Source organism: Actinoplanes sp. NPDC020271 (genome assembly GCF_044388125.1).
Lineage (GTDB): Bacteria > Actinomycetota > Actinomycetes > Mycobacteriales > Micromonosporaceae > Actinoplanes.
The window spans coordinates 67,256-92,585 of sequence record NZ_JBIRWQ010000017.1 but is presented as its reverse complement, the minus strand read 5'-3'; the positions used below and the strand labels follow the sequence as shown (position 1 = coordinate 92,585).

At 73.4% G+C, this 25,330-nt stretch carries 5 protein-coding genes; all 5 read right to left on the bottom strand.

Going from position 1 to position 25,330, the window contains the following annotated elements; translation table 11 throughout:
- Positions 1 to 42 precede the first annotated feature (42 nt).
- Positions 43 to 1,080: a MupA/Atu3671 family FMN-dependent luciferase-like monooxygenase gene (locus ACH442_RS31075; RefSeq protein WP_396341676.1), complete on the bottom strand. Its 1,038-nt coding sequence runs from the start codon at positions 1,078 to 1,080 to the stop codon at positions 43 to 45.
- A gap of 10 nt (positions 1,081 to 1,090) precedes the next feature.
- Entirely contained in the window at positions 1,091 to 2,350 is a 1,260-nt protein-coding gene (locus ACH442_RS31070) for an MFS transporter (RefSeq protein ID WP_396341675.1), read from the bottom strand.
- 29 nt (positions 2,351 to 2,379) lie between these two features.
- Complete coding sequence (locus ACH442_RS31065) at positions 2,380 to 2,598, bottom strand: MbtH family protein (RefSeq protein WP_396341674.1); 219 nt, start codon at positions 2,596 to 2,598, stop codon at positions 2,380 to 2,382.
- Positions 2,599 to 2,672: 74 nt separating this feature from the next.
- On the bottom strand, positions 2,673 to 12,785 hold the full coding sequence (locus tag ACH442_RS31060; protein ID WP_396341673.1) for an amino acid adenylation domain-containing protein: 10,113 nt from the start codon (positions 12,783 to 12,785) through the stop codon (positions 2,673 to 2,675).
- A complete protein-coding gene (locus ACH442_RS31055) occupies positions 12,785 to 25,330 on the bottom strand; it encodes an amino acid adenylation domain-containing protein (RefSeq protein ID WP_396341672.1) in 12,546 nt (4,181 codons plus the stop codon). Before ACH442_RS31055 ends, ACH442_RS31060 begins: the two co-directional genes overlap by 1 nt.

Sequence of the window (25,330 nt, the reverse complement as noted above, 5' to 3'; positions counted from 1 at the left end):
ACGGACGCGCCGGTCGGCGCGTCCGCTCCCGGGCCCGCGGCCTCAGGCTGTGACGCGGGCGTTGAGCTTGCCGAGCAGTTCGATGCCGTGCAGAACGGCGTCCGGTCGGACCCCGAAATCGACGAGGCAACCGATCTCGTCGATGCCGAGACCGGCCACGCGGTCGATCAACTCGGCGGCGTGGTCCACGCCACCGAACAAGCCACCGGTGGAGAAGTAGCGGTCGAACGCGCGCGCCGAGAGGTACTCGATGTCGGCGGCGTTCAGGTCGGCCAGGTTCACGTCCTTGCCGAGGAACGACTTCGCGGTCAGGTTCGCGGAACTCTTCAGATAGTTGGTGAACGGGGTCCGGACCACCTCGCGGACCTGCTCGAGGTCGTCGCCGAGCAGGGTGTGCAGCATCAGGACCACGTGACCGGACCACCCGTGCCGCTCGGTGGCGACCCGGCGGTACTCGGCGATCTTCCCGGCCAGTTCGCCGAGGTTCTGCCCGAGCAGATGCGTCAGCAGACCGGCCCGCATCTCCCCGGCCGCCCGGAACGTCTCGACGCCCCCGCCGGAAGTCACCCAGATCGGCAGCTCCGGCTGGACGGCCGGCGGGTACGGCCGCACCTCGACGGCCCGGCCCATACCGTCCACCCCGGTGGCCGAGCCGCCACGCCACAACCGGCGTACCTCCTCGGCGGTCTGCCTCAGAACGGTGCGGCGGTTCTCGTAGTTGCCCGGCGCGAGCGCGAAGTCGACGGCGTTCCACCCGGAGGCGAAAGCGATGCCGACCCGGCCGCCGGAGAGGTTGTCGACGACCGACCACTCCTCCGCGATCCGCAGCGGATGATGCAGTGGCGCGACGACGCTGCCGGCCCGGATGCCGATCCGCTCGGTGATCGTGGCGATGGCAGCGCCGAGCACCGACGGGTTGGGATAGGCGCCGCCGAACGGGTCGAAGTGCCGTTCCGGGGTCCACACCGCGGTGAGGCCGGCCCGATCGGCGAGTTTGGCGCCCTCGATGAGCAGCTCGTAGCGGCCGCGCGCGCCGGGGGCGGTGCTGTCGTTGGCGAAGTAGAACAGGCTCAGATCCATCGTGGTCCCGTCAGGTCGTGGTTACGAGGTCGCCCGGCTCCGGCTCCGGGGCCGGGAGCCGGGTCTGCCGGATCGCCGGGACGGTGAGCGCGGCGCCGGTGACGACCGCCATGCCGGCGGCCGCGACGAGTAGCCCGGTCGCGCCACCGGTCACATCCAGCAGGTATCCGGCGCCGATCGCGCCGAGTCCGGAGGCGGCCGCCGCGGCGAACCCAGCGGTGCCCCCGACGCGCCCCTGCAACGCGGCCGGGGTCGCGGTCATCTGGTAGACCGCCGAGGCGACGTTGAAGACGGCGCCGACGAAGCTCATCGCGGCGAACAGCGCGCCGAGACCCACCGGCGAGACGACGAACGCGCTGCCCGCCATCAGTGCGCCCCAGGCGGCGAACCCGCCGATCACCACGGCCGGAAGCGGCAGCCGGCTCAGCCACCAGCGCGCGGTGAGCGCCCCGGCCACGCCGCCGCAGCCGCTGATGCCGAACAGCAGGCCGACCGCCGATGCCGGATGGCCCTGCTCCTGGACGAGCACGACCATCAGGGACAGCGAGACCAGCTGGAAGAAGACGCCGCTGAGGGACACCAGGACGACCGCGGCACGCAGGAAGGCGTGGCCCCGCAGCCAGGCGAAGCCGTCGAGCACGTCCCGGCCGACGTGTCGGCTGCCCTCGACCGGCGCCGGCCGGGTGTCGGCCCGCATCAGCGCGACGTTGGCGAACGCCACCAGGGCACCCGCGGCGGCCAGCAGGAACGGGCTCCAGCGGGTCCAGGTGAACAGCAACGTGCCGAGCGGCGCGCCGACCAGCCCGGCCACCCGGCCCCGGGCCTCGTTCTGGCCCATCGCCGAGCCGAGCTGGGACGCCGGCACCACCTGGCGCACGGTGACCCGCTCCGCGAGCCCGGAGAAGATCGCCAGGCTGGTGTCGACGAAGACCATCGCGAGCAGCACGGTGAGGGTGAGCCTGCCGGTCAGGAGAGTGGCGGCCACCGCGCCGAGTGCCAGCGCCCGGCACCCGGCGCAGAGGGCCATCACCCGGCGGCGGTCCCACCGGTCGACAAGAGCCCCGGCCGGTAACTGGAAGACGACGCTCGGCAGGATCGCGGCCGATGTCGCGAAACCGGCCGCCGCCGCCGACCCTCCGGAGATCCAGAGCGCCAGCAGGGGGTAACAGACCGCGCTCATCCGAGAGCCGAGGAACGAGACCCAGTGGCCCGTCCAGAGCAGGACGAAGTCGCGGTTGCGGTGCAGCGGCACGATCTCGCGGGTGGTCATCACCGGCGCCTCTCTTTTCGGTGCTCGGATCAGGCCGCGTCGCCGGCCATCTCGCGCACCAGGCTGAGCGGGCGCATGTCGGTCCAGTTCTGCTCCACGTACTCCAGGCAGGCGGCGCGGGTGTCCTCGCCATGCACCCGCTGCCAACCGGCCGGCACCTCGGCGAAAGCCGGCCACAGCGAGTGCTGCCCCTCGTCGTTGACCAGGACCAGGTACGGCGCCTCGTCGTTCTCGAACGGGTTCGGCATGGTTGCTCCTCACATCGAATCGGTGTCGTCCGGTGACGACGGGTTCGACTTTCCGGCAGTGGTCTATCCGTTTCCTATGCCGTCGCGCCGAGGCGTTTGGACAGCACACGGCCGATCTCGGCGACCGCCGCGGGCGTCGTGAACAGCTGCTCATGGGTGGCGTCGACGGGGTGCTCGGTGATCTGGCCACGGATGTGCGGGGCCCACGACGAGGCGTCCTCGCGGACCTTGCCGTCCGGCGCCGAGGCGACGAAGAGCAGATCCCCGCCGTACGGATCGGGCCGGTGCGCCCGCATGATCAACACGTTGCCGACGAAGGTCTCGATCATCCGCAGCAGCTGATCGTCCCGAAGGTCGGCGATCGACGGGTTCTCGCCGCGCAGGAACGCCAGATAGGCGTCGACCGGCACGTCGTCGCCGTCGTGGGTGAAACCGGTCGCGCGCATCTGGTCGGCGATCACCTGCTGCCGGGTCGGCGTCGCGGCGCCCGGCGGCTGAGGGTGCGCGTCCACCACGGCCAGCAGATCCACCTCGGCGCCGGAACGTTCCAGCAGTACCGCGGCGGCCTGTGCCACGTGGCCGCCGAAGGACCAGCCCAGCAGCCGGTACGGGCCCTCAGGCCGCACCTCGCGGATCAGCCGGACGTAGCGTTCGGCCATGTCCCGCAGGGTGTCCGGCCGGTCGTCGCCGGTCAGACCCTCGGCCTGAAGGGCGTAGACCGGCTGCTCCGGGTCGAGATGGCTGAGCAGGCCGGCGTAGCACCAGCCGGCCCCGGACGCCGGATGCACGCAGAACAGCGGTGGCTCGCCGCCCCGGGCGCGCAAGGGCAGCAGGGGTCCGAACGCCGCCCCACCGGCGTCACCGGAGCTGAGTTTCGCGGCCAGAGCGGCCGGGGTCGGCGCCTCGAACAGGGTCCGGACGCCGAGTTCGGCGCCGAGGACCGCCCGGATCCGGGCCACCAGGCCGGCCGCGAGCATCGAGTGGCCACCGACGGCGAAGAAATCGTCGTCCACGCCGACCGCCGGCACCTTGAGCACTTCGGCGAACAGGCCGCAGAGCAACTCCTCCTGCGGAGTTCGCGGCGCCCGGCCCGCCCGAGCGGTGTGCACCGGGGCCGGCAACGCGCGCCGGTCCAGCTTGCCGGTGCCGGTCAGCGGCAGCGCCCCCATCGGCACGACCGCGGACGGGATCATGTAGTCCGGAAGCCGGCGGGCCAGCGCGGCGCGCAGGGCGATCGGATCCAGCTCGTCACCCACCACGTAGGCAATGATCCGCCGATCGCCGGGCACTTCCTCGCGGACCAGCACCGCGGCCCTGGTCACCCCGGCCTGATCGGTGAGGGCCCGTTCCACCTCGCCAAGCTCCACCCGGAACCCGCGGATCTTGACCTGGTCGTCGGCCCGGCCGAGGAAGGCCAGACCGCCGTCGCCGGTCCACATCGCCAGGTCGCCGGTCCGATACATCCGCTCCCCGAGCACGCCGGACGGATCGGCGACGAAACGCTGGGCGGTCAGCCCCGGCCGGGCGTGGTAGCCCCGGGCCAGCCCGGCGCCGGCGATGTAGAGCTCGCCGGGAACGCCGGGCGGAACGGGACGCAGCCGCTCGTCGAGCAGTCGCAGGCGGGCGTTGTCGACGGCGCGGCCGATACCGGCCGTCTCCGGCCAGCCGGACACCGCGGCGGGCAGCGTGGTGGCGGTGACCACGTGGGTCTCGGCCGGCCCGTAGTGGTTGTGCAGTCGTGCGTGCGGGTGGTCGGCGAAGAACCGCCGTACGTGCGGACGTAGCGTCAGCGCCTCCCCGGCCTGGGCGACCGCGGTCAGGGCGGGCAGCCGGATCCCCTCCTGACCGGCCGCCTCGAGCACGGCGTCGATGACCAGATTGGGCGCCAGCAGATGCTCGATCCCGGTGGCGGCGAGCCACGCGGCGAGCCGAGGCGGGTCGCTGCGGATGTCGGCCGGGCACGGGACCAGGGTGTGGCCGTGCAGCAGGGCAGCCAGCAGCTCCTGCACCGAGACGTCGAAGCCGACCGCGGAGAACTGGGCGATCCGGCGGGTGCCGGTGGCCGGCAACGCGCGGTCGTGCCAGGCGAGCAGGCTGCGCATCGACAGCTGGGTCATCACCACGCCCTTGGGACGGCCGGTGGAGCCGGAGGTGTAGATGACGTACGCAGGGTGCAGTGGCCCGGCGACCGGCCAGAAGTCCGGTTCGGGCGCGGCGCCGGGCGCGGTCACGTCGACGACGGGGCCGTCCCAGTCGAAACCGCCGGCGCAGACCAGCACGGCCGGGACCGTGTCGGCGAGCATCAGCGCGATCCGCTCGGGCGGCAGGGCCAGATCGACCGGCAGGTACGCGGCGCCGCACTTGAGGACCGCGACCAGGGCCACGGCCAGATCCGCGGAGCGGGGCAGGGCCACGGCCACGTACCGTTCCGGTCCGGCGCCCTCGGCCAGCAGGCGCCTGGCCAGCTGGGTGGCCCGGACGTCCAGCTCCCGGTAGGTGACCGCGACGTCGCCGTCCAGCACGGCGACCGTGTCCGGGGTGTTCGCCACCCAGCCGGCGAACCGGTCGGCCAGACCAGGGCCGTCGTCCGGAGCCACCGCGCCGACACCGAAGCCGGCCGGCACCGCGCCGAGGCTCAGCTCGGCCACCGGCACATCCGGGTTCGCGAGGACGGTCGTGAGCAGCTCGGTGAGCCGCACGGTGAGGCGTTCGGCGGTGTCCCGGTCGAACGCGTCCACGCCGAAGAGCAGGCGACCGGAGACACCGGCCGGCGCGCCGGCTTCGTCGCGGCGGGCGTACAGGGCGAACGAGAGATCCATCCGGGCCATGCCCGTCTCCGGCCGCTCCTCGGCCAGCCCTACCCCACCGGCCTCGGACACCGCGCGTACGCCCGGACTCTGATCCTGCCAGAGCAACTCCACCTGGAACAGCGGGTGCCGGGCCATCGACCGGGCCGGGTTCACCACCTCGACCAGTCGCTCGAACGGCAGCTCCTGGTGCTCGAAAGCGGCCAGGTCACTTTCCCGGACCCGGCGGAGCACCTCGGCGAAAGTAGGCTCGCCGGACAGGTCGGTCCGCAGCACCAGGGTGTTGACGAAGAAGCCGACCAGCCGGTCCAGCGCGTCGTCGGTACGACCGGCGACCGGCGTGCCGATCGGGATGTCGTCGCCGGCGCCGAGCCGGTGCAGCAGCACCGCGAGCGCGGCCTGCACCACCATGAACGGCGTGGCGTGCTGGACCGCGGCGAACGCGGCCAGGCCGGCATGCACGTCGGCGCCGAGCTCGAAACGGACGGTCTCCCCGCGGTTGCCGAGCCGGGCGGGCCGCGGCCGGCGGCCGGGCAGCGCCACCTCGTCGGGCAGCCCGGCCAGGGCGTCCTGCCAGTAGGCGAGTTGCGCGCTCATCAGGCTGTCCGGGTCGTCCTCGGAGCCGAGCAGGGCGCGCTGCCACAGGGTGTGGTCGGCGTACTGGACCCGCAACGGCGTCCAGTCCGGCGCCGAGCCGCGGCGCCGGGCCTCGTAGGCGGCCATCAGGTCCCGGCCCAGAACCGGCAGCGACCAGCCGTCGGCCGCGATGTGGTGCAGCACCAGCAGCACCACGTGCTCGTCGCCGCCGGGCTCGAACAGCCAGGCCCGGATCGGGATCTCGGCGGACAGGTCGAAGGCGTGCCGGGCTGCCTCGGACAGGTCGTCGCCGGCGACCACGGTCAGCTCCGGCCGGGCCTCCGGCAGCACCACCTGGAAGGCGCCGTCGTCGTCGGTCGCCACCACGGTGCGCAGTGCCTCGTGACGGGCCACCACGTCGGCCAGCGCGTCCCGCAGGGCGTCCACGTCGAGGGCGCCGGTCAGGCGCAACGCGGTCGGGATGTTGTACGTCGGATTCGGCCCGTCCAGCTCGTGCAGGAACCACAGCCGCTGCTGGGCGTAGGAGAGCGGCACCCGGGCCGGGCGCGGTCCGGCGACCAGCGGGGTGCGGCTCCGCTCGGCGCCGTCCAGCCTGGTGGCCAGCCGGGCCACCGTCGGATGATCGAAGAGGTCGCGGATGCCCACCTCCGCGCCGAGGACGCCGCGGATCCGGCTGACCAGCGTGGTGGCCAGCAGGGAGTGACCGCCGCAGGCGAAGAAGTCGTCGTCCAGGTGGACCACCGGACGGTGCAGCAGCTCGGCGAAGAGGCCGCAGAGGATCTCCTCCCGCGGGGTGCGCGGCTCGCGGCCGGCGTCGTCACGCCGATACTCCGGCATCGGCAGGCCACGCTTGTCGACCTTGCCGTTCGGGGTGAGCGGGATCGCCGGCACCGGCACGAGCACCGACGGAATCATGTAGTCGGGCAGCGACATCGCGGCGTGCGCGCGGACCGCGGGCAGGTCGAGCCCCGGTTCGGCGGCCAGGTAGGCGACGAGCCGCCGATCCCCGGGCCGGTCCTCCCGGATCAGCACCACTGCCCGCGCCACCTCCGGGTGGCCGGCCAGCACCGTCTCGATCTCGCCGAGCTCGATCCGGAACCCGCGCAGCTTCACCTGGTCGTCGACCCGGCCTAGGTAGTCCAGGGCGCCGTCGGCACGCCGCCGGACCAGGTCGCCGGTGCGATACATCCGCTGTCCCGGTCCGGCGAACGGGTCGGCGACGAAGCGCTGCGTGGTCAGTCCCGGCCGGCCGTGGTAGCCCCGGGCCACGCCGGCACCGCCGACGTAGAGCTCGCCGGGCACCCCGGCCGGGACCGGGCGCAGACCGGCGTCGAGCACGTAGGCCGTGGTGTTGGCGACCGCTGGGCCGATGTCCGGCACGGTCTCACCGTCGACCCAGGCCATCGTCGAATAGATGGCGGCCTCGGTCGGGCCGTAGCCGTTGGACAGCGACTCCGCGGTAGCCATCACGGTGCCGGCCAGGTCGATCGCCAGGGCCTCGCCGCCGACCAGCAGACGCAGCCCGGCGAACGCCTCCGGGTCCTGCTCGGCCAGGGCCCGGAACAGGCTGGGTGTGGCCTGCACCATCAGGGTGGCGGCGCGAGCCCGCTCGGCCCGCATCCGGGCGCCCAGGGCGATCTGGTCGCGGACCACGTCCACCGGGGCGATGACCAGGGTGGCGCCGGTGATCATCGGCAGGAAGAACTCGAGGCTGGCGATGTCGAAGCCGATCGTGGTGACGGCCAGCAGGCGGTCGCCGTGGGTGAGGCCGAATCGGCTGCGCATGGCGACCAGAGTGTTCTGGAAACCGCCGCGGGTGACCACCACGCCTTTGGGACGGCCGGTCGACCCGGAGGTGTAGATCATGTAGCCGGCGGCGGTGGCCGGCGCCGCGACCCGTACCGGATCAGCCGGGCCATGGGTCAGGTCGACCTCGTCGAGGAAGAGCCGGCCGACCGCGGCACCGGCGTCCGGGTCGGTGTCGTGGGTGGTGAGCAGCAGCGCCGGATCCGAATCGGTGAGCATGAAGTCGATGCGATCGGCCGGGTACGCCGGGTCGATCGGCACGTACGCCGCGCCGGCCTTCACGATCGCCAGCAGCGCGATCGCCAGGACGGCGGTGCGGGGCAGCGTGACCGCGACGAACGACTCGGTGGTCACCCCACGCGCCACCAGCAGCGCGGCGAGCCGGTCGGACCGGGCGTCGAGCTCGGCGTACGTCAGCAGGCCGTCGGCACCGTCCACCGCGACGGCGTCCGGCACGCTCGCCGCGGTGCTCGCGGCCCAGTCCGCCAGCCCGTCCGGGGGCACCGGCAAATGCTCCCCGGCCCGGGTGAGCTCCCGCTCCTCGGAAGAAGTGGCGAGCGCGAACCGGCTCACCGGGCGGTCCGGGTCGGCGGTGACCGCCGTGAGCACCCGGACGAACCAGCCGGCCAGCCGGGTGGCCGTGGCCGCGTCGAACAGGTCGGTGCTGTACTCCAGGTAACCGGCCAGGCCGGCCGGGGTGTGACCGGCCGGGCGGGGCTTCTCGGCCAGCGAGAACCGCAGGTCGCCCATGACCGACCCGGTGGCGACCGGCTCCGCGGCGACGGTCAGGCCGGGCAGCTTCCGGACGCCGCCCATCTTCTCCACCTGATCGACGGTGTTGAGCGCGAGCATGGTCTGGAACAGCGGGTGCCGGACCATCGATCGGGGCGGGTTGAGCACCTCGACGAGCCGCTCGAACGGCACGTCCTGGTGGGCGAAGGCGGCCAGGTCGGTCTCGCGTACCCGGCCCAGCAACTCGGTGAAGCTCGGATCACCGGACACGTCGGTCCGCAGCACCAGGGTGTTGACGAAGAAACCGACCAGCCGGTCCAGCGCGTCGTCGGTACGACCGGCGACCGGCGTGCCGATCGGGATGTCGTCGCCGGCGCCGAGCCGGTGCAGCAGCACCGCGAGCGCCGCCTGCACCACCATGAAGACGCTGACGCGGGCCTGCGCGGCGAGCTCCGCGATCCGCTGGTGGGCCGCGGCGGGGATCTCCAGCGGCACCTGGCCGCCACGGTAGGAGGCGGTGACCGGACGGGACCGGTCGGCCGGCAGGGTCAGCTCGTCCGGCAGACCCGCCAGCGCCCCGGTCCAGTAGGCGATCTGCCGGGCCAGTGCACTGTCCGGGTCGGACTCGTGGCCGAGTTCCGCCCGCTGCCAGAGGGTGTAGTCGGCGTACTGCACCGGCAGGGGCGCCCAGTCCGGTGCCCGGCCGGCGGTTCGGGCGGCGTACGCGTCCGTGAGCTCACCCATCAGCAGCGGAACGGACCAGCCGCCGTCGGCGGCGATGTGGTGGGCGACCACCAGCAGGATGCGCTCGTCGCCACCTGGTTCGAACAGCCAGGCCCGGATCGGGAGTTCGGCGGACAGGTCGAACGGCCGCCGGATCGCGGTGGCCAGATCGTCACCGCCGACCACGGTCAGCACCGGCCGGGCGTCCGGCAGCACCACCTGGTACGCACCGTCGCCGTCCTCGGCGAAGACGGTCCGCAGCACCTCGTGTCGAGCGGCGACGTCGGCCAGCGCGTCGGCCAGAGCCGCCGGGTCGACGGCGCCGGTGAGCCGGAGCGCGGCCGGCACGTGATAGGCGGGATTGGGCCCCTCCAGCTGGTGCAGGACCCACAGCCGTTGCTGGGCGAAGGAGAGGGGCAGGCGCTCGGGCCGGGGTACCGCGGTGAGGGATCTCCTCCCACGCCCGGCCCGTTCCATCGCCGCCGAGATCCCGGCGACGGTGGGCGCCTCGAACAGGACGCTGATCGGCAGGTCGACGCCGAACACCGTCCGGACGCGGCCCATCAGGCTCATGGCCATCAGGGAATGTCCGCCCGAGCCGAAGAAGTCGTCGTCCACGCCCACCGACGGGCGACGCAGCACTTCGGCGAAGAGCCCGCAGAGGATCTCCTCCTGCGGAGTACGAGCGGCCCGGCCGGGGCTCGCGTTCTCGAACGCGGGGGCCGGCAGGGCCTTACGGTCGAGCTTGCCGTTCGGGGTCCGGGGGAACTCCGGCACGGTGACGAACGCCGACGGCACCATGTAGTCGGGCAGCAGCCCGGCCAGGTGCCGGCGCACCGCTGCCAGGTCGGCCGACGGGTCGTCGACATAGCCGACCAGGCGGGGCTCACCACCGGCGTCGGCCCGGACCGCGACCGCGGCCCGGCGCACCCCCGGCGCGGCGGAGAGCACGGCTTCGATCTCGCCGAGCTCGATGCGGAATCCGCGGATCTTGACCTGGTCGTCGACCCGGGAAAGGAATTCCAACCCATCCGGCGTACGTCGGACCAGGTCACCCGTGCGGTACATCCGCTCGCCGGGCCGGCCGTGCGGGTTGGCGACGAACCGGCCGGCGGTGAGCCCGGGCCGGCCGTGATAGCCGCGGGCCAGCCCGTCGCCCCCGAGGTACAGCTCGCCGGGGACACCGGCCGGCACCGGGCGCAGGCCGGCGTCGAGCACGAGCACGTCGGTGTTCCGGATCGCTGTGCCGATCCGGACGGGCCGGCCGGCGGTGACGTCGTCGACCGTCGACCAGACGGTGGTCTCGGTGGGGCCGTACATGTTGTGCACCGCTGCGGCCGGGCCGAACGCCTCGATCAGGTCGGGTGGCAGCGGTTCGCCGCCGACCAGGACCCGGACGCCGTCCACCGCGCCGGGCTCGTCGCTCAGCAGCGCCCGCCACAGTGTGGGCGTGGCCTGCATGACCGATGCGGTACGCAGCAGACCGGCCAGGCGGGCGGTGTCCCGTACCGTCTCCCGTGGCGCGATCACCACGGTCGCGCCGGTCGTCAGGGGCAGAAACAGCTCCAGGCCGGCGATGTCGAAGCCGACGGTGGTGACGGCCAGCAGCCGCTCGCCGGGGTCGAGGCCGATCCGCGCGCGCATGGCGGCCAGGAAGTTGTCGAACGCCGCGCGGTGGATGACGACGCCCTTGGGGCGGCCGGTGGAACCAGAGGTGTAGATGGTGTACGCCGCCGCGCTTCCCGGCGCCGGGAGCGCCCGCAGTGACGTCTCGCCCGGGACGAACATGTCCAGCAGCAGCCGCTCCGCGTCCCCCGGCAGCAGCGCCGAGGTGGGCGTGTCGGTGATGGCCAGCACCGGCGCGCAGTCGTCGATCAAATAGGCGACCCGGTCGGCCGGATACTCGGTGTCGACGGGCAGGTAGGCAGCCCCGCAGCGGAGCACCGCCAGCAGCGCCACCAGCAGGTCGACCGAGCGGGGCAGCGCCACCGCGACGAACCGGTCGGGTCCGGCGCCGCGGCGGGCCAGCTCGGCGGCGAGCCGACCGGCCCTCTCGTCCAGCTCCCGATAGCTGAGCCGGGTCGGACCGCACTCCACCGCGACCGCGTCCGGCGTGGCGACCAGCCACCTGTCGAAGGCGGCCGGCAACGACTCGGCGTCCTCGGCGGCGCGATGGCGCCCGAAATCGGCCCGCTCGTCGTCGAGCAGCACGTCGACCGCGGACACCCGGATGTCCGGCGTGGCGGCGAACGCGGCCAGCACCCGGGTGAGGCGGGTCGCGAGACGCTCGGCAGTGCCGGCGTCGAACAGGTCGGCCGATGCGGTGAGCGAGCCGCCGAGACCGGCCCCGGCGGGTTGCTCCTCCACGCTGACCGACAGGTCGAACCGGGCCGTGCCGGCCTCGGCGGGCTCCACCCGAACAGTCAGCCCGCGCAGGGCCGCGACGCTCTCCCGGGCGGCCCGCTCGTCCAGCGTGTTCCAGGTCAGCAGGGTCTGGAAGAGCGGGTTGCGGGACCGGGAACGGGCCGGGTTGAGCGCCTCCACCAGCCGCTCGAACGGCAGGTCCTGATGATCCTGCGCGGTCATCAACAGCTCGGCGGTACGACCGATCAGCTCCTCCACGACCGGATCGCCGCTGAGGTCGTTGCGCAGCACCAGCGTGTTGACGAAGAGCCCGACCAGCTCGTGCAACGCCTCGTCCGGGCGGCCGGCGACCGGCGTGCCGATCGGCAGGTCGTCGCCGGCTCCCAACCGGTGCAACAGCGTGGCCAGGGCCGCCTGCACCACCGCGAAGACGGTGGTGCGCTGCCGCTTGGCCAGGGCGGCGAGGCCGGCGTGCACCTCGGCCGGGACGGTGAACGGCACCGAGTGACCCCGGTGCCCGGCAACCGGCGGACGCGGCCGGTCGACCGGGAGCTGGAGCTCCTCCGGCAGCCCGGCGAGCGTGCTCGTCCAGTGGGCGAGCTGACGGGCGGCCAGGCTCGCCGGGTCCGTCTCGCCGCCGAGCAGCTCACGCTGCCAGAGAGCGTAATCGGCATACTGCACCGGAAGTTCCGGCTGCTCCGGCGCACCTCCCCGCGCCCGGGCGGCGTACGCCGTCATCAGATCGCGCACCAGCAGCGAGCGGGACCAGCCGTCCGCGGCGATGTGGTGCACCAGCAGCAGCAGGACGTGCTCGTCGCTGCCGAGATCGAAGAGGGTGGCCCGCAGCTGCGGCGCAGCCCGCAGGTCGAAGGCGTGTCGCTGAGCCTCCGCCAGCCGCGCGGGCAGCTCCGCGGGGGCCGCCCGGACCGTCTCCAGGCCGGGCCGGTGGTCTGGCCCGAGGATGATCTGCTGCTCACCGTCGAAGACCGTGCGCAGGCTCTCGTGCCGCAACACCAGGTCGTGCAGCGCGGTACGCAGGGCCGGTACGTCGAGCCGGCCGGTGAGCCGGAGCGCGGTGGCGATGTTCCAGGTGGCGGTCGGGCCCTCGAGCTCGTGGAGGAACCAGAGCCGCTGCTGGGCGTAGGACAACGGGATCATCAGGCGGTCCTCCTGCGCAGGGCCGGGCGAGCCGGGGCCGCGGCCGGGGTGTCACCGGCCGCGGCAAGGCGGCCGGCCAGGTCGGCAACGGTCGGGCATTCGAAGAGGGTGCGGACGGTCAGGTCGGCGCCGAGCACGGTCCGGATACGGGCGACGGCCTTCATGGCCAGCACCGAGTGACCACCGAACTCGAAGAAGTCGTCGTCGATCGAGACCCGGGGCAGGCCCAGCACGTCGGCGAAGACGCGACAGAGGGTCTCCTCGCGAGGATCGCGCGGCGGCCGTCCGGTCCGTCCGGTGTCGTACCGGGGCGCCGGGAGCGCCCGGCGGTCCACCTTGCCGTTCGGGGTGAGCGGAATGGCGTCCATCGTCACGATGACCCGCGGCACCATGTAGTCGGGCAGCGTCTGACCGGCGTACCGGCGCAGCTCCGCCGGGTCCAGGTCGAAGCCGGCCTCGGCGACGACGTACCCGGTCAGGCGCCGGTCACCGGGTTGGTCCTCGCGGATCACGACCACCGCGCGCGCCACCCCGGTGTGCTGCTGGAGCACCGCTTCGATTTCGCCGGGCTCGATCCGGAAGCCGCGCAGCTTGACCTGCGCGTCGACCCGGCCGAGGTAGTCGAGGCGACCGTCCGGACACCAGCGGACCAGGTCGCCGGTGCGGTACATCCGCTCGCCGGGCCCGCCGAACGGATCGGCGACGAACCGTTCCGCGGTCAGCGCCGGGCGGCCGTGGTATCCGAGGGCCAGTCCGGCGCCCCCGATCCAGAGCTCGCCGGGCACGCCGGCCGGTGTCCGGCGCAGCCCCCGGTCGAGCACGTGCAGCGTGGTGGCGCGGACCGGGCCGCCGATGTGCGGGCTGTCGCCGACCACCGAAGCGGTCGACCAGACCGTGGTCTCGGTGGGGCCGTACATGTTGAGGACCTGCGCCGCCCGCGCGGTCAAGGCGGTGGCCAGAGCCGGCGGCAGAGCCTCCCCGCCGACCAGGACGCGCAGCCCGTCGACCACCGCCGGGTCCTCATCGAGCAGCGCCTGCCACAGGCTCGGCGTGGCCTGCACCAGCAGATCGCCGACGCCGGATCGGTGGCTGTACACGAGAGCGGCCAGTTGCGCCGGGTCACGGACGACGTCACGTGCGGCCAGCACCACCGTCGCGCCGACGGTCAGCGGCAGGAAGATCTCCAGCACCGAGATGTCGAACCCGACCGTGGTGACCGCGACCAGGCGGTCGCCGGCGCTGAGGTCGCACCGCTGCTCCATCGCGGCCAGGAAGTTGTCCATGGCGGCGCGCGGGACGACCACGCCCTTGGGCCGACCGGTCGAGCCGGAGGTGTAGATCGTGTAGGCCGGCGCCAGGCCCGGCACGATCTCGTCCGGGATCCGGTCGTGTCCGGTCACGTCGCCGATCAGCAGCAGCGGCAGGCCGGCGTCCACGGCGGTGTCGGTCACCAGCACCGACGGAGCGGCGTCGGTGAGCATCCAGGCCACCCGGTCTGCCGGGAAGTCCCGGTCGACCGGCAGGTACTGGGCGCCCCGGCGCAGCACCGCGAGCAGGGCGGCGACCAGGTCGGCATCGCGTGGCAGGGCCACCGCCACGGTCGATCCGGGGATCACGCCCCGAGCGGCCAGGGCAGCCGCGATCGCGGCGGCCCGGCGGTCCAGCTGGGCGTAGGTGACGAGGACACCTCCGGCGTCCACGGCGACGGCGTCCGGCGTGCGGGCGACAGCCGCCGCGAACCTCTCGAGCAGCGACGGTGTGGTGCCCGCGGGCTCGCCGGAACCGGCGACGACCAGCTCGGCGACCTCGGCCGGCGTCGTGAGCGGGAACCGGCTCACCGGGGAGTCCGGGTCCGTCACCACCGCCTCGACGATGCGCCCGAGCCAGTCGGCCAGCCGTTCGGCGGTGGACCGGTCGAACAGATCGACGGCGTACTCCAGAGCGCCGGCGATCCCGGCCGGGGAGCCGTCCGCCGTCCGCCGTTCGGCGAGGTTGAGGGTCAGGTCGACCTTGGTGGTCACCGCCGGGGTAGGCAGGGCCCGGGCGACCAGGTCACCGAGCGGCAGTTCCCGGCCACTCAGACTCTCGTTGTTGTTCCACATCAGCAGGGTCTGGAACAGCGGGTGACGCGCCGTGGACCGGGCCGGGTTGAGCACCTCGACGAGCCGCTCGAACGGCACGTCCTGGTGGGCGAAGGCGGCCAGGTCGGTCTCGCGCACCCGGCCCAGCAACTCGGTGAAGCTCGGATCACCGGACACGTCGGTCCGCAGCACCAGCGTGTTGATGAACAGGCCGACGAGATCCTCCACCGCGTCGTCGGTACGACCGGCGACCGGCGTGCCGATCGGGATGTCGTCGCCGGCGCCGACCCGGTGCAGCAGCACCGCGAGCGCCGCCTGCACCACCATGAAGACGCTGACCTGCGCACGGGCGGCCAGCACGGTCAGCCGCCGGTGAAGCTCGGCCGGGATCTCCAGCGGCACCTGGCCGCCACGGTAGGAGGCGGTGACCGGACGGGACCGGTCGGCCGGCAGGGTCAGCTCGTCCGGCAGACCGGCCAGCGCCCCGGTCCAGTGGCCGAGCTGGCGGCTCAGCTCGCCGCCCTCGTCGAGGACGCGGTGCTGCCAGAGCGTGTGGTCGGCGTACTGCACCGGCAGCGGCGCCCAGCCGGGCTCGCGGCCGGCGCTGCGAGCGGCGTACGCGACAGCCAGATCACGCATCAGCACCGGCATCGACCAGCCGTCCCCGGCGATGTGGTGGAGCACGACCACCAGGGCGTACTCGTCGTCACCGAGGTCGAACAGGACCGTACGCAGGGGCGGCTCGGTGGCCAGGTCGAAGCCGAGCCGGGCTTCGGCGGCGACCGCCCGTTCCAGCTCGTCGGGCGGGCAGCTGACCACCCGCGGGCCGGGCCGCGACTCGGGCCGCACCACCTGGTACGCGCCGTCGCCGTCCTCGGCGAAGACGGTGCGCAGGCTCTCGTGCCGGCCGGCCACGTCGGCGAACGCCGCGGTCAGCGCGCCGGTGTCCAGGGCGCCGCTGATCCGGAGCGCGGTGGTCAGGTTCCAGGTGGCGCTCGGCCCCTCCATCTGGTGCAGGAACCAGAGGCGCTGCTGGGCGAAGGAGAGCGGCAGCCGTTCCGGGCGCTCGGCAGGGGTGACCCCGGCCCGGGCCCCGGCGGCGTCGGCCAGCGTCCGGCTGAGGCCGGCCACCGTCGGTGTCTCGAACACCTGCCGCACCGGCAGTTCGACGCCGAGCATCGTACGGATCCGGCTGGTCAGCCGGGTGGCGAGTAGCGAGTGACCACCGGCCGTGAAGAAGTCGTCGTCGATGCTCACCACCGGCACTCGCAGCACCTCGGCGAAGAGCCCGCAGAGCAGCTCCTCGCGCGGTGAGCGTGGGGCCCGGCCCTCGGCGGCCCGGATGTAGCGCGGCGCCGGCAGCGCTCGCCGGTCAAGTTTGCCGTTGTGGGTCAGGGGCAGCCGGTCCAACGGCACCAGCGCCGACGGGAGCATGAAGTCCGGCAGCGAAGCAGCCAGGTTCCGGCGCAGCGCGTCCGCGTCGAAGGTCCAGCCCGGCTCCGGCACGACGTAGCCGACCAGCCGCTTGTCGCCGGGACCCTCCTCGCGGACCACGACCGCGGCCCGCAGGACGCCGGGCGCCCGGCTGAGCACGGTCTCGATCTCGCCCAGCTCGATCCGGTAGCCGCGCAGTTTGACCTGGTCGTCGGCGCGGCTGACGTACTCCAGCACGCCGTTGCGCCAGCGGGCGAGGTCACCGGAGCGGTACATCCGGCGGCCGGGCGCGCCGAACGGGTCGGCCAGGAACCGCTCGGCCGTCATGCCGGGCCGGCGCAGGTAGCCGCGGGCCAGGTTGTCGCCCGCGATGTAGAGCTCGCCGGTGACACCGGGCGGGACCGGCAGCAGAGCGCTGTCGAGCACGTAGACCCGGGTGTTGCTGATCGGAGCGCCGATCGGCGGGCTGTCCGGCCAGTCGGCCACGTCGGCGGGCAGCGTCCAGGCGGTGACCACATGGGTCTCCGCCGGGCCGTAGTGATTGTGCAGCAGGTGGCCGGGATGCCCGGCGTAGAAGTCGCGGACCCCGCGGCGCAGGGTGAGCGCCTCGCCGGCCTGGACCACGTGCCGCAGGTCGCCCAGCTCGGCGTCGCCGCGCTCCTCGAAGACGCCGTCGACGACCAGGTTCGGAGCGTAGAGCTCGGCGACACCGTGCCGGTCGAGCCACCGTGCGAGCGCACGCGGGTCCCGGCGGACGTCCTCCGGGCAGACAGCGAGGGTGCGACCGTGCAGCAGCGCGGAGAGGATCTCCTGCACCGAGACGTCGAAGCTGACCGCGGTGAACTGGGCGACCACCGCGCCGTCCGGGCTCGGCACCGCCCGTTCGTGCCAGGCCATCAGGTTGGTCATCGCCCGTCCCGGCATCACGATGCCCTTGGGACGGCCGGTGGAGCCGGAACTGAAGATGACGTACGCGGGATGGTCCGGCCGGATGCGCGGCGCCGGACCGAGGGTCCGCTCCGGCAGCACGGCGGTGTCGAGCAGCAGCTGTGGCGTGCCCGCCGGCAGCAGCGTCCCAGCGATCGCCGAGGTACTGATCACCAGCGCCGGACGGGCGTCCGCCAGCATCCGATGGATCCGCTCGGCGGGGTACTCCGGGTCGAACGGGACGTAGGCCGCGCCGGTCTTGAGGATGGCGACCACCGAGATCGCCAGGTCGGTGCCGCGCGGCAGGGCCACCGCGACGAACTCCTCGGGCGCCGCGCCACGAAGGGCCAGCTCGGCGGCGAGCCTCTCGGCAGCGGTGTCCAGGGCGGCGTAGGTCAGCTCCTGGCCGTCCTCGACGATCGCCACTGCCTCCGGCGTACGGGCGACCTGGGCGCTGAACTGCTCGGCCAGCGACGCCTCGGTGCGCGGCACCGCGGTCCCGTCGTTGATCCGGTCCAGGGCGGCCCGCTCGCCGTCGTCCACGATGTCGATGCGGTGCACCGGCCGATCCGGCTCCGCGGTGACCGCGGCGAGAACCCTGACGAAACGGTCGGCGATCCGCTCGGCGGTGGCGGCGTCGAACATGTCGGTGCTGAACTCCAGCCGTCCCGCGAGCCCGACCGCCGCCCCGCGCTCTCCACGCACGTCCTGGATCGCCAGGAGCAGGTCGAACGTCGCCACGCCGGTGCCCAGTTCGAGCTGACTGACCTCCAGGCCGGGCAGGCTGAGGGTGTCCGCGGCGCCGGCCTGCTGCCGGGCGGTGTTCCAGGTGATCATGGTTTGGAACAGCGGGTGCCGGGCCATCGAGCGGCCCGGGTTCAGCTCCTCGACGAGCCGCTCGAACGGCACGTCCTGGTGGCTGTAGGCGTCCAGCGCGGTGGCCCGGGTCCGGGCGATCACTTCGGCGAACGTCGGGTCGCCGGACAGGTCCGTACGCAGGACAAGGGTGTTGACGAAGAACCCGATCAGCCCTTCCAGGGCGGCGTCGGTGCGGCCCGCGGTGGGCGTGCCGAGCGGAATGTCCTCACCGGCGCCGAGCCGGGACAGCAGCACCGCCAGCGCCGCTTGCACCACCATGAACGTGCTGGTGCGGTGTTCGCGGGCCAGCTCGTCGAGGCGGGTGTGCAGGGCGGCGGGCACGGTGAACGCGACGGTCGCGCCACGATGGGTGGCGGTCAGCGGCCGGCCGCGGTCGACCGGCAGGGACAGCTCCTCGGGCAGCCCGGCCAGCTTGGCGCGCCAATAGTCGAGCTGCCGTGCCATCTCGCTGCGGGTGTCCTCGGCCTCGCCGAGCACGTCACGCTGCCACAGGGTGTAGTCGGCGTACTGGACCGGCAGGGCGGCCCAAGCGGGCGCGGCGCCGGCGGTACGGGCGGTGTAGGCGACCGTCAGGTCCTTGATCAGCAACGGCATCGACCAGCCGCCGTCCCCGGCGATGTGGTGCATGACCAGCAGCAGCACGTGCTCGTCGGCGGCGAGGCGAAACAGGTGGGCCCGCAGCGGGATCTCGGCGCCCAGGTCGAAGCCGACCCGGGCCGCGCGGGTCAGCGCCGCGTCCAGGTCGTCCGCGGCCACCTCCTGCGACGACAGGCGGAATTCGGCGGCGGGCAGAATCCGCTGGTGTACGCCGTCGGTGTCCTCCTCGAAGAGGGTGCGCAGCGTCTCGTGCCGGGCCACCACGTCGCCGAGGGCGGCGGCCAGCACCGTGTCGTCGAGGTCACCGTTGAGCCGCAGCGCGGCCGCCACGTTGTAGGTGGCGCTCGGCCCCTCCAACTGGTTGAGGAACCAGAGCCTCTGCTGGGCGTAGGAGACCGGCAGCCGCCGCGGCCGGTCACCGGCGATCAGCGGGGACCGGGCGGTGCCGTTCGTGGTGAGCAGCGCGGCCAGCCCGGCCACGGTGGGCGTCTCGAACAGCGCACTGATCGGAATGTCCTGGTCGAAGACCGCCCGGACCCGGCTGAGCAGACGCATCGCGGCCAGTGAGTGGCCACCCGTGGCGAAGAAATCCTCGTCGATGAAGACCTGCGGCCGGTTCAGGACCTCGGCGAACAGCCCACTGAGGATGTCCTCCTGCGGCGAGCGCGGCATCCGGCCGGCCGCGTCGATCACGACCTCGGCCGGCTCCGGCAGCGCGGCCCGGTCGATCTTGCCGTTGGCGGTCAGCGGCAGCTCGTCGAGCAGCACGAGCACCGACGGCACCATGTAGTCCGGCACCGCGGTGGCGAGGTGTTTGCGCAGAACGCCGACGTCCACCGCGCCCCGGGTCACGGCGTAACCGATCAGGCGGCTCTCACCGCGTGAGTCGGGCCGCACGGCGGCGACCGCGGCGGTCACGTCCGGGTGCCCGGCCAGTACGGCTTCGATCTCGCCCAGTTCGATCCGGAAGCCGCGCAACTTCACCTGGCTGTCCACCCGGGTGAAGAACTCCAGCTCGCCGGCGGCGGTCCAACGGACCAGGTCGCCGGTGCGGTACATCCGCTCGCCCGGGTCACCGTACGGGTCGGCGACGAACCGCTGCGCGCTCAGACCGGGCCGCCGCAAGTAGCCGCGGGCCACGCCGAAGCCGGCGATGTACAGTTCGCCGGCCACGCCCACCGGCGCCGGCCGGAGCGCGTCGTCCAGCACGTAGACCCGGGTGTTGGCGATCGGGGCGCCGATGGTCGGCGGCGCGCCGGTGACCGCCGCGGCGGTCGACCACACGGTGGTCTCGGTCGGGCCGTAGACGTTGGTGACCGAAGCGGCGTGCCCGGCCAGGGTGGCGGCCAGCGCCGGCGGCAGCGCCTCGCCACCGACCAGGACGTCCACACCCCCCAGCGCCTCCGGCTGCTCGGCGGTCAGCATCTGCCACAGCGTCGGGGTGGCCTGCATGACGGTGATCCGGTCGCCGGCCAGCTGGGCGCGCAGCCCAGCCGGGTCGCGCACGGTGTCCCGCTCCGCGACCACCACCGTCGCGCCGGCGAACAGCGGCAGGTAGAGCTCCAGGCCGGCGATGTCGAAGCCGACCGTGGTCACCGCCAGCAACCGGTCGGCCGCGATCAGGCCGAGCCGGTCACGCATGGCGAGCAGGAAGTTGTCCAGAGCGCGCCGGGAGACCACCACGCCCTTGGGCACCCCGGTGGAACCGGAGGTGTAGATGACGTACGCGGCCGCGCTGCCGGGAACCGCCGGGCGGGTGAACTCCCTGGGCGGCTCCACGGCGTCCAGCAGGACCGGCGACGCCCCGGCCGCCGGCAGGCCGGGCAGCAGGGCCGAGGTGGTCAGCAGGGCGACCGGCGCGGCGTCGGCGAGCATCAGCCGGATCCGCTCGGCGGGGTAATCGGTGTCGATCGGCAGGTAGGCGGCCCCGGTGCGTTGCACCGCGAGCAGCGCCACGACCAGGTCCGCGGAGCGCGGCAGGGCTACCGCGACGAACGTCTCCGGCGCCGCGCCGCGGGCGGCGAGGCGGCCGGCCAGGGCGTCGGCGCGGGTGACCAACTCGGCGTAGGTCAGTCGCACGCCGGCGCACTCGACGGCGATCGCGTCCGGCCGGTCGGCGGCGAACCGGTCGATGCGATCAAGCAGGGAGCCGCCGGTCAGCTCGGCGCCGGTGTCGTTCCAGTCGTCGATCAGCAGCCGGCGCTCCACGCCGGTCAGCACGTCGGCGTCGCCGGCACGCAGTGTGGGGTCGGCGGCGAACTGCGCGAGCAAGGCGGCGAACCGGTCGGCGAGCTGTTCCACGGTGGCCCGGTCGAACAGGTCGGCGGAGAATTCGATGATGCCGCTGAGCCCATCGGCGCCGGGCTGCTCGGCCAGGTTGACCGAGAGGTCGAACTTGGCCACGCCACCGTCCACGCCGTGGCTGCGGACCCGCAGGTCGCCGAGGGAGGCGAGCGCCTCGGCCTTGCCACCCTGATCGTTGTTGTTGAACGAGAGCAGCACTTGGAACAGCGGAGACCGGGAGCGGGACCGAACCGGGTTGAGCACCTCGACGAGCCGCTCGAACGGCACGTCCTGGTGGGCGAAGGCGGCCAGGTCGGTCTCGCGCACCCGGGCCAGCAGCTCGGTGAAGGTCGGGTCGCCGGACACGTCGGTCCGCAGCACCAGCGTGTTGACGAAGAGGCCGACGAGTTCCTCGAGGGAGTTGTCCGGGCGGCCGGCGACCGGGACACCGATCGGGATGTCGTGGCCGGAGCCGAGCCGGGACAACAGCACGGCCAGCGCGGCCTGCACCGCCATGAAGACGGTCACCTGCTGGTCACGGGCAAGCTCGCGCAGCGCGCGGTGCACACCGGCCGGAACGTGCAGCGGCACCGTGCCGCCCCGGTAGGACGAGACCGCGGGCCGGGGACGGTCGACCGGCAGTGGCAGCTCCTCCGGCAGCCCGGCAAGGTGGCTGGTCCAGTAGCCGAGCTGGCGGGCCACGGGTGAGTCCGGATCCTCCTCGGAGCCGAGCAGCTCGCGCTGCCAGAGGGCGAAGTCGGCGTACTGGACCGGCAGCGGCGCCCACGTGGGACCTGCTCCGCCGGCCCGAGCGGTGTAGGCGCGGGTCAGGTCGCGGGAGAGCAGCGGCGTGGACCAGCCGTCACCGGCGATGTGGTGCAGCAGCACGAACAACACGTGCCGGTCGGCGCCCAAGCGGAACAGCCACAGTTTCAGCGGGTTCTCCCGCGACAGGTCGAAGGCGTATCGGGAGCACTCGGCGAGCCGCTGCGGCAGGGCGGCCTCGGTGCAGTCGACGACCGGCAGGTCGAACTCCGGCTCGTCCACGATGAGCTGGTACGCGCCCTCGGTGTCCTCGGCGAAGACGGTCCGCAGACTCTCGTGCCGCGCCAGCACGTCACCGTGGGCGGCGCGCAGGGCAGCCACGTCGATCGGGCCGGTCAGCTCCAGCGCCGAGCCGAGGTTGTAGACCGGGCTGGGGCCCTCCAACCGATGCAGGAACCACAGGCGCTGCTGCGCGAAGGAGAGCGGGAGCCGCTCCGGGCGCGGGCCCGCGACCAGCGGCGGGCGGGCGGCGCCGGCCGAGCTCAAGGACTGGGCCAGCTTGGCCACGGTCGGGTTCTGGAACAGCTGCCGTACGGACAGCTCCGCGCCCAGGGCGGCACGGATCCGGCTGACCAGGCGGATGGCGAGCAGGGAGTGCCCGCCGGCGGCGAAGAAGTCCTCGTCGACGCCGACCGACGGACGGCCCAGGACGGTCGCGAACACATCACACAGCAGCTCCTCGCGGGGGTCGCGAGGGCCCCGGGCGGCCGTGGCGCCGTCCGACCAGTCCGGCGCCGGCAGAGCCGCGCGGTCCACCTTGCCGTGGGCGTTGAGCGGCAGCTCCGCCAGCGCGACGATCGCGGCCGGCACCATGTACTCGGGCAGGGCAGCGGCGAGGTGCTCGCGCAACGCGGGAACGTCCGGGTCGGCGCCGACGACGTAGAGGACCAGGCGCTGGTCGCCGGACTCCTCGCGGACCACGGCGACGGCGCGGGTCACCGCCGGGTGGGCGACCGCGGTGGCGATGATCTCGCCCAGCTCGATGCGGAAACCACGGATCTTGACCTGGTCGTCGGCGCGGCCGACGTACTCCAGCGCCCCGCCGGCCCGACGGCGGACCACGTCACCGGTCCGGTACATCCGGTCGCCGGGCGGGCCGAACGGGTCAGCCGGGAACCGCTCCGCGGTCAGACCGGGGCGGCCGAGGTAGCCACGGGACAGCACGACGCCGGCCACGTACAGCTCCCCGGTGACGCCGTCGGCGACCGGGCGCAGGGCGGAATCCAGCACGTACGCCCGGGTGTTCCAGAACGGGGTGCCGATCGGCACCGGGCCGTCCGGGAGCGGCTCGCCGGCCGGGATGCGGTGCTCCAGGCAGTTGACGGTCGCCTCGGTCGGGCCGTACGCGTTGATCACCTGGACCTCGGGATGAGCGGTCCGCCACGCGTGCAGCGCCTCGCCGCGCAGCGCCTCGCCGCCGAGGATCAGCGTGCCACTCGGGCTGACCGTCTCCGGCATGGTGTCGAGCAGCGGCAGGTGACTCGGGGTGCCCTTGAGGAAGGTGGGCCGGGGTCCGTCGACCGCGTCCGGCAGGTCGGCGATGTGCACCTGGCCGCCGGAGACCAGCGGGGACCACAGCCCGGTGACGGTCAGGTCGAAGGCCACCGAGGAGTGCACCAGCGCGATGCCGGCCGCGTCCGGGTAGACCGCCCGCGCCCGGCTCAGGTAGGCGCCGACCGAGCGGTGCTCGACCACGACGCCCTTGGGCCGGCCGGTGGAACCCGAGGTGAAGATGACGTAGACCGGGTCGTGCGGCCGGACCGGCACGGTGAACGGCTCGGCCTCCTGCTCTCCCACGGTGATGGTCCGCAGACCCTCTGGCACGGCGGCCCCGGCGGTGGTGATCGCGAGAACCGGGTCGGCGTCACCGAGGATCACCGCGATCCGGTCGGCCGGATAGTCCGGGTCGATCGGCGCATAGGCACCACCGGCCTTGGCGACCGCGAGCAACGCCACCACCAGCTCGACCGAACGCGGCAGCAGCACCGCGACCAGCCGGCCCGGGCCCACCCCTCGGGAAGCCAGTTCCCGGGCGAGATGGCCGGCCCGGGCGTCCAGTTGACGGTAGGTCAGGGTCCGGCCACCGGCCAGCACGGCCGGTGCGTCCGGGGTCCGGCGGGCCTGCTCGTCGAAGAGCTGCGGCAGGCTCGCCGGAGCGACGTCGCGGCTGGTGTCGCTTGCCAGGGCCCGCTCCAGCTCGTCGGGCGTGAGCAGGCTGATCCGGCCGATCGGCGCGTCCGGGTGCTCGACGAGGGCGTCGAGCACCGACCGGAACCGGTCGACGATCACCGCGACGGCCGCGTCGTCGAACAGGTCGCGCTGGTGGAACAGCTTGAACCGCAGACAGTCCTGCGGCATGCCGACCAGGCTCAGCGGGAAGTGGTTGGCCGAATGGCTGCGGGCGCCGACGACGCGAAGATCGTCGCCGTCCGGCGCGACGGCCGGGGCGTCGTCGAACGGGAAGTTCTCGAACACCACCGAGGTGTCGAAGAGCGCACCCAGTCCGGCCCGCCGCTGGATCTCGCCCAGGCCGACGTGCTGGTTCGCGACCAGACGCAGCTGCTGATCCTGCACCCGGGTCAGCAGAGCGCCGGCGGTCAGTCCGGGATCGAGGTGTACCCGCAGGGGAAGCGTGTTGATGAACAGGCCGACCATCGACTCGACGCCGGGCAGCTCGGCCGGCCGGCCGTTCACGGTGACGCCGAGAACGACGTCGTCGCGGCCGGTGAGCCCGGCCAGCACCAGCGACCAGGCGGCCTGGACGACCGTGTTGACGGTGACGCCGCACGAGCGGGCCAGCGCGGTGACCGCCCGGGTGCGTTCGGCGGTCAGCCCGAACTCGGTGCGGCCGGGATCCTGCGGGACGCGGTCGGCCGGCACCGTGATCACCCTGGTGGGCGCGTCCAGCCCGGCGAGCGTCTCGTCCCAGGCGGCGCGGGCGGCATCCTGGTCCTGCGCGGAGAGCCAGGTCAGGTATTCGCGGTACGGCGCGACCGGCGCCAGCACGCTCGCGTCGCCGCCGGAGAGGTAGAGGGCGTGGAACTCCTTGAGCAGCGTCGGGAACGACCAGCCGTCCAGCACCGTGTGGTGAATGGTCAGCACCAGGCGGTGGTCCCGCTCGCCGAGCCGGATCAGCAGGAACCGGATCAGCGGCGGCCGACTGACGTCGAACCGGGTGGCCCGGTCCGCGAGAACGGCCTGCTGAGCCTCCTGCTCGGAGTCAGCGCCCCGCCCGGTCAGGTCCAGAACGGTGAACGGCACCGTCACCCGTGCCGCGATGAGTTGCGCCCAGTCACCATTGCCCCGCTGCCGGAACGCCGCCCGCAGGTTGGCGTGCCGCCGCACCAGAGCGTCCGCGGCCGCCCGGGCCCGCTCCTCGTCGAGCGCCCCGGCCAGGTGGAACGTGGACTGCACGGTGTAGATGTCCGGCGTCGTCTCGTCGAAGACGCTGTGGAAGAGCAGGCCGCCCTGCAGGGGCGACAGCGGCAGGATGTCTTCGATGGTCCCCCGACGAGTCAC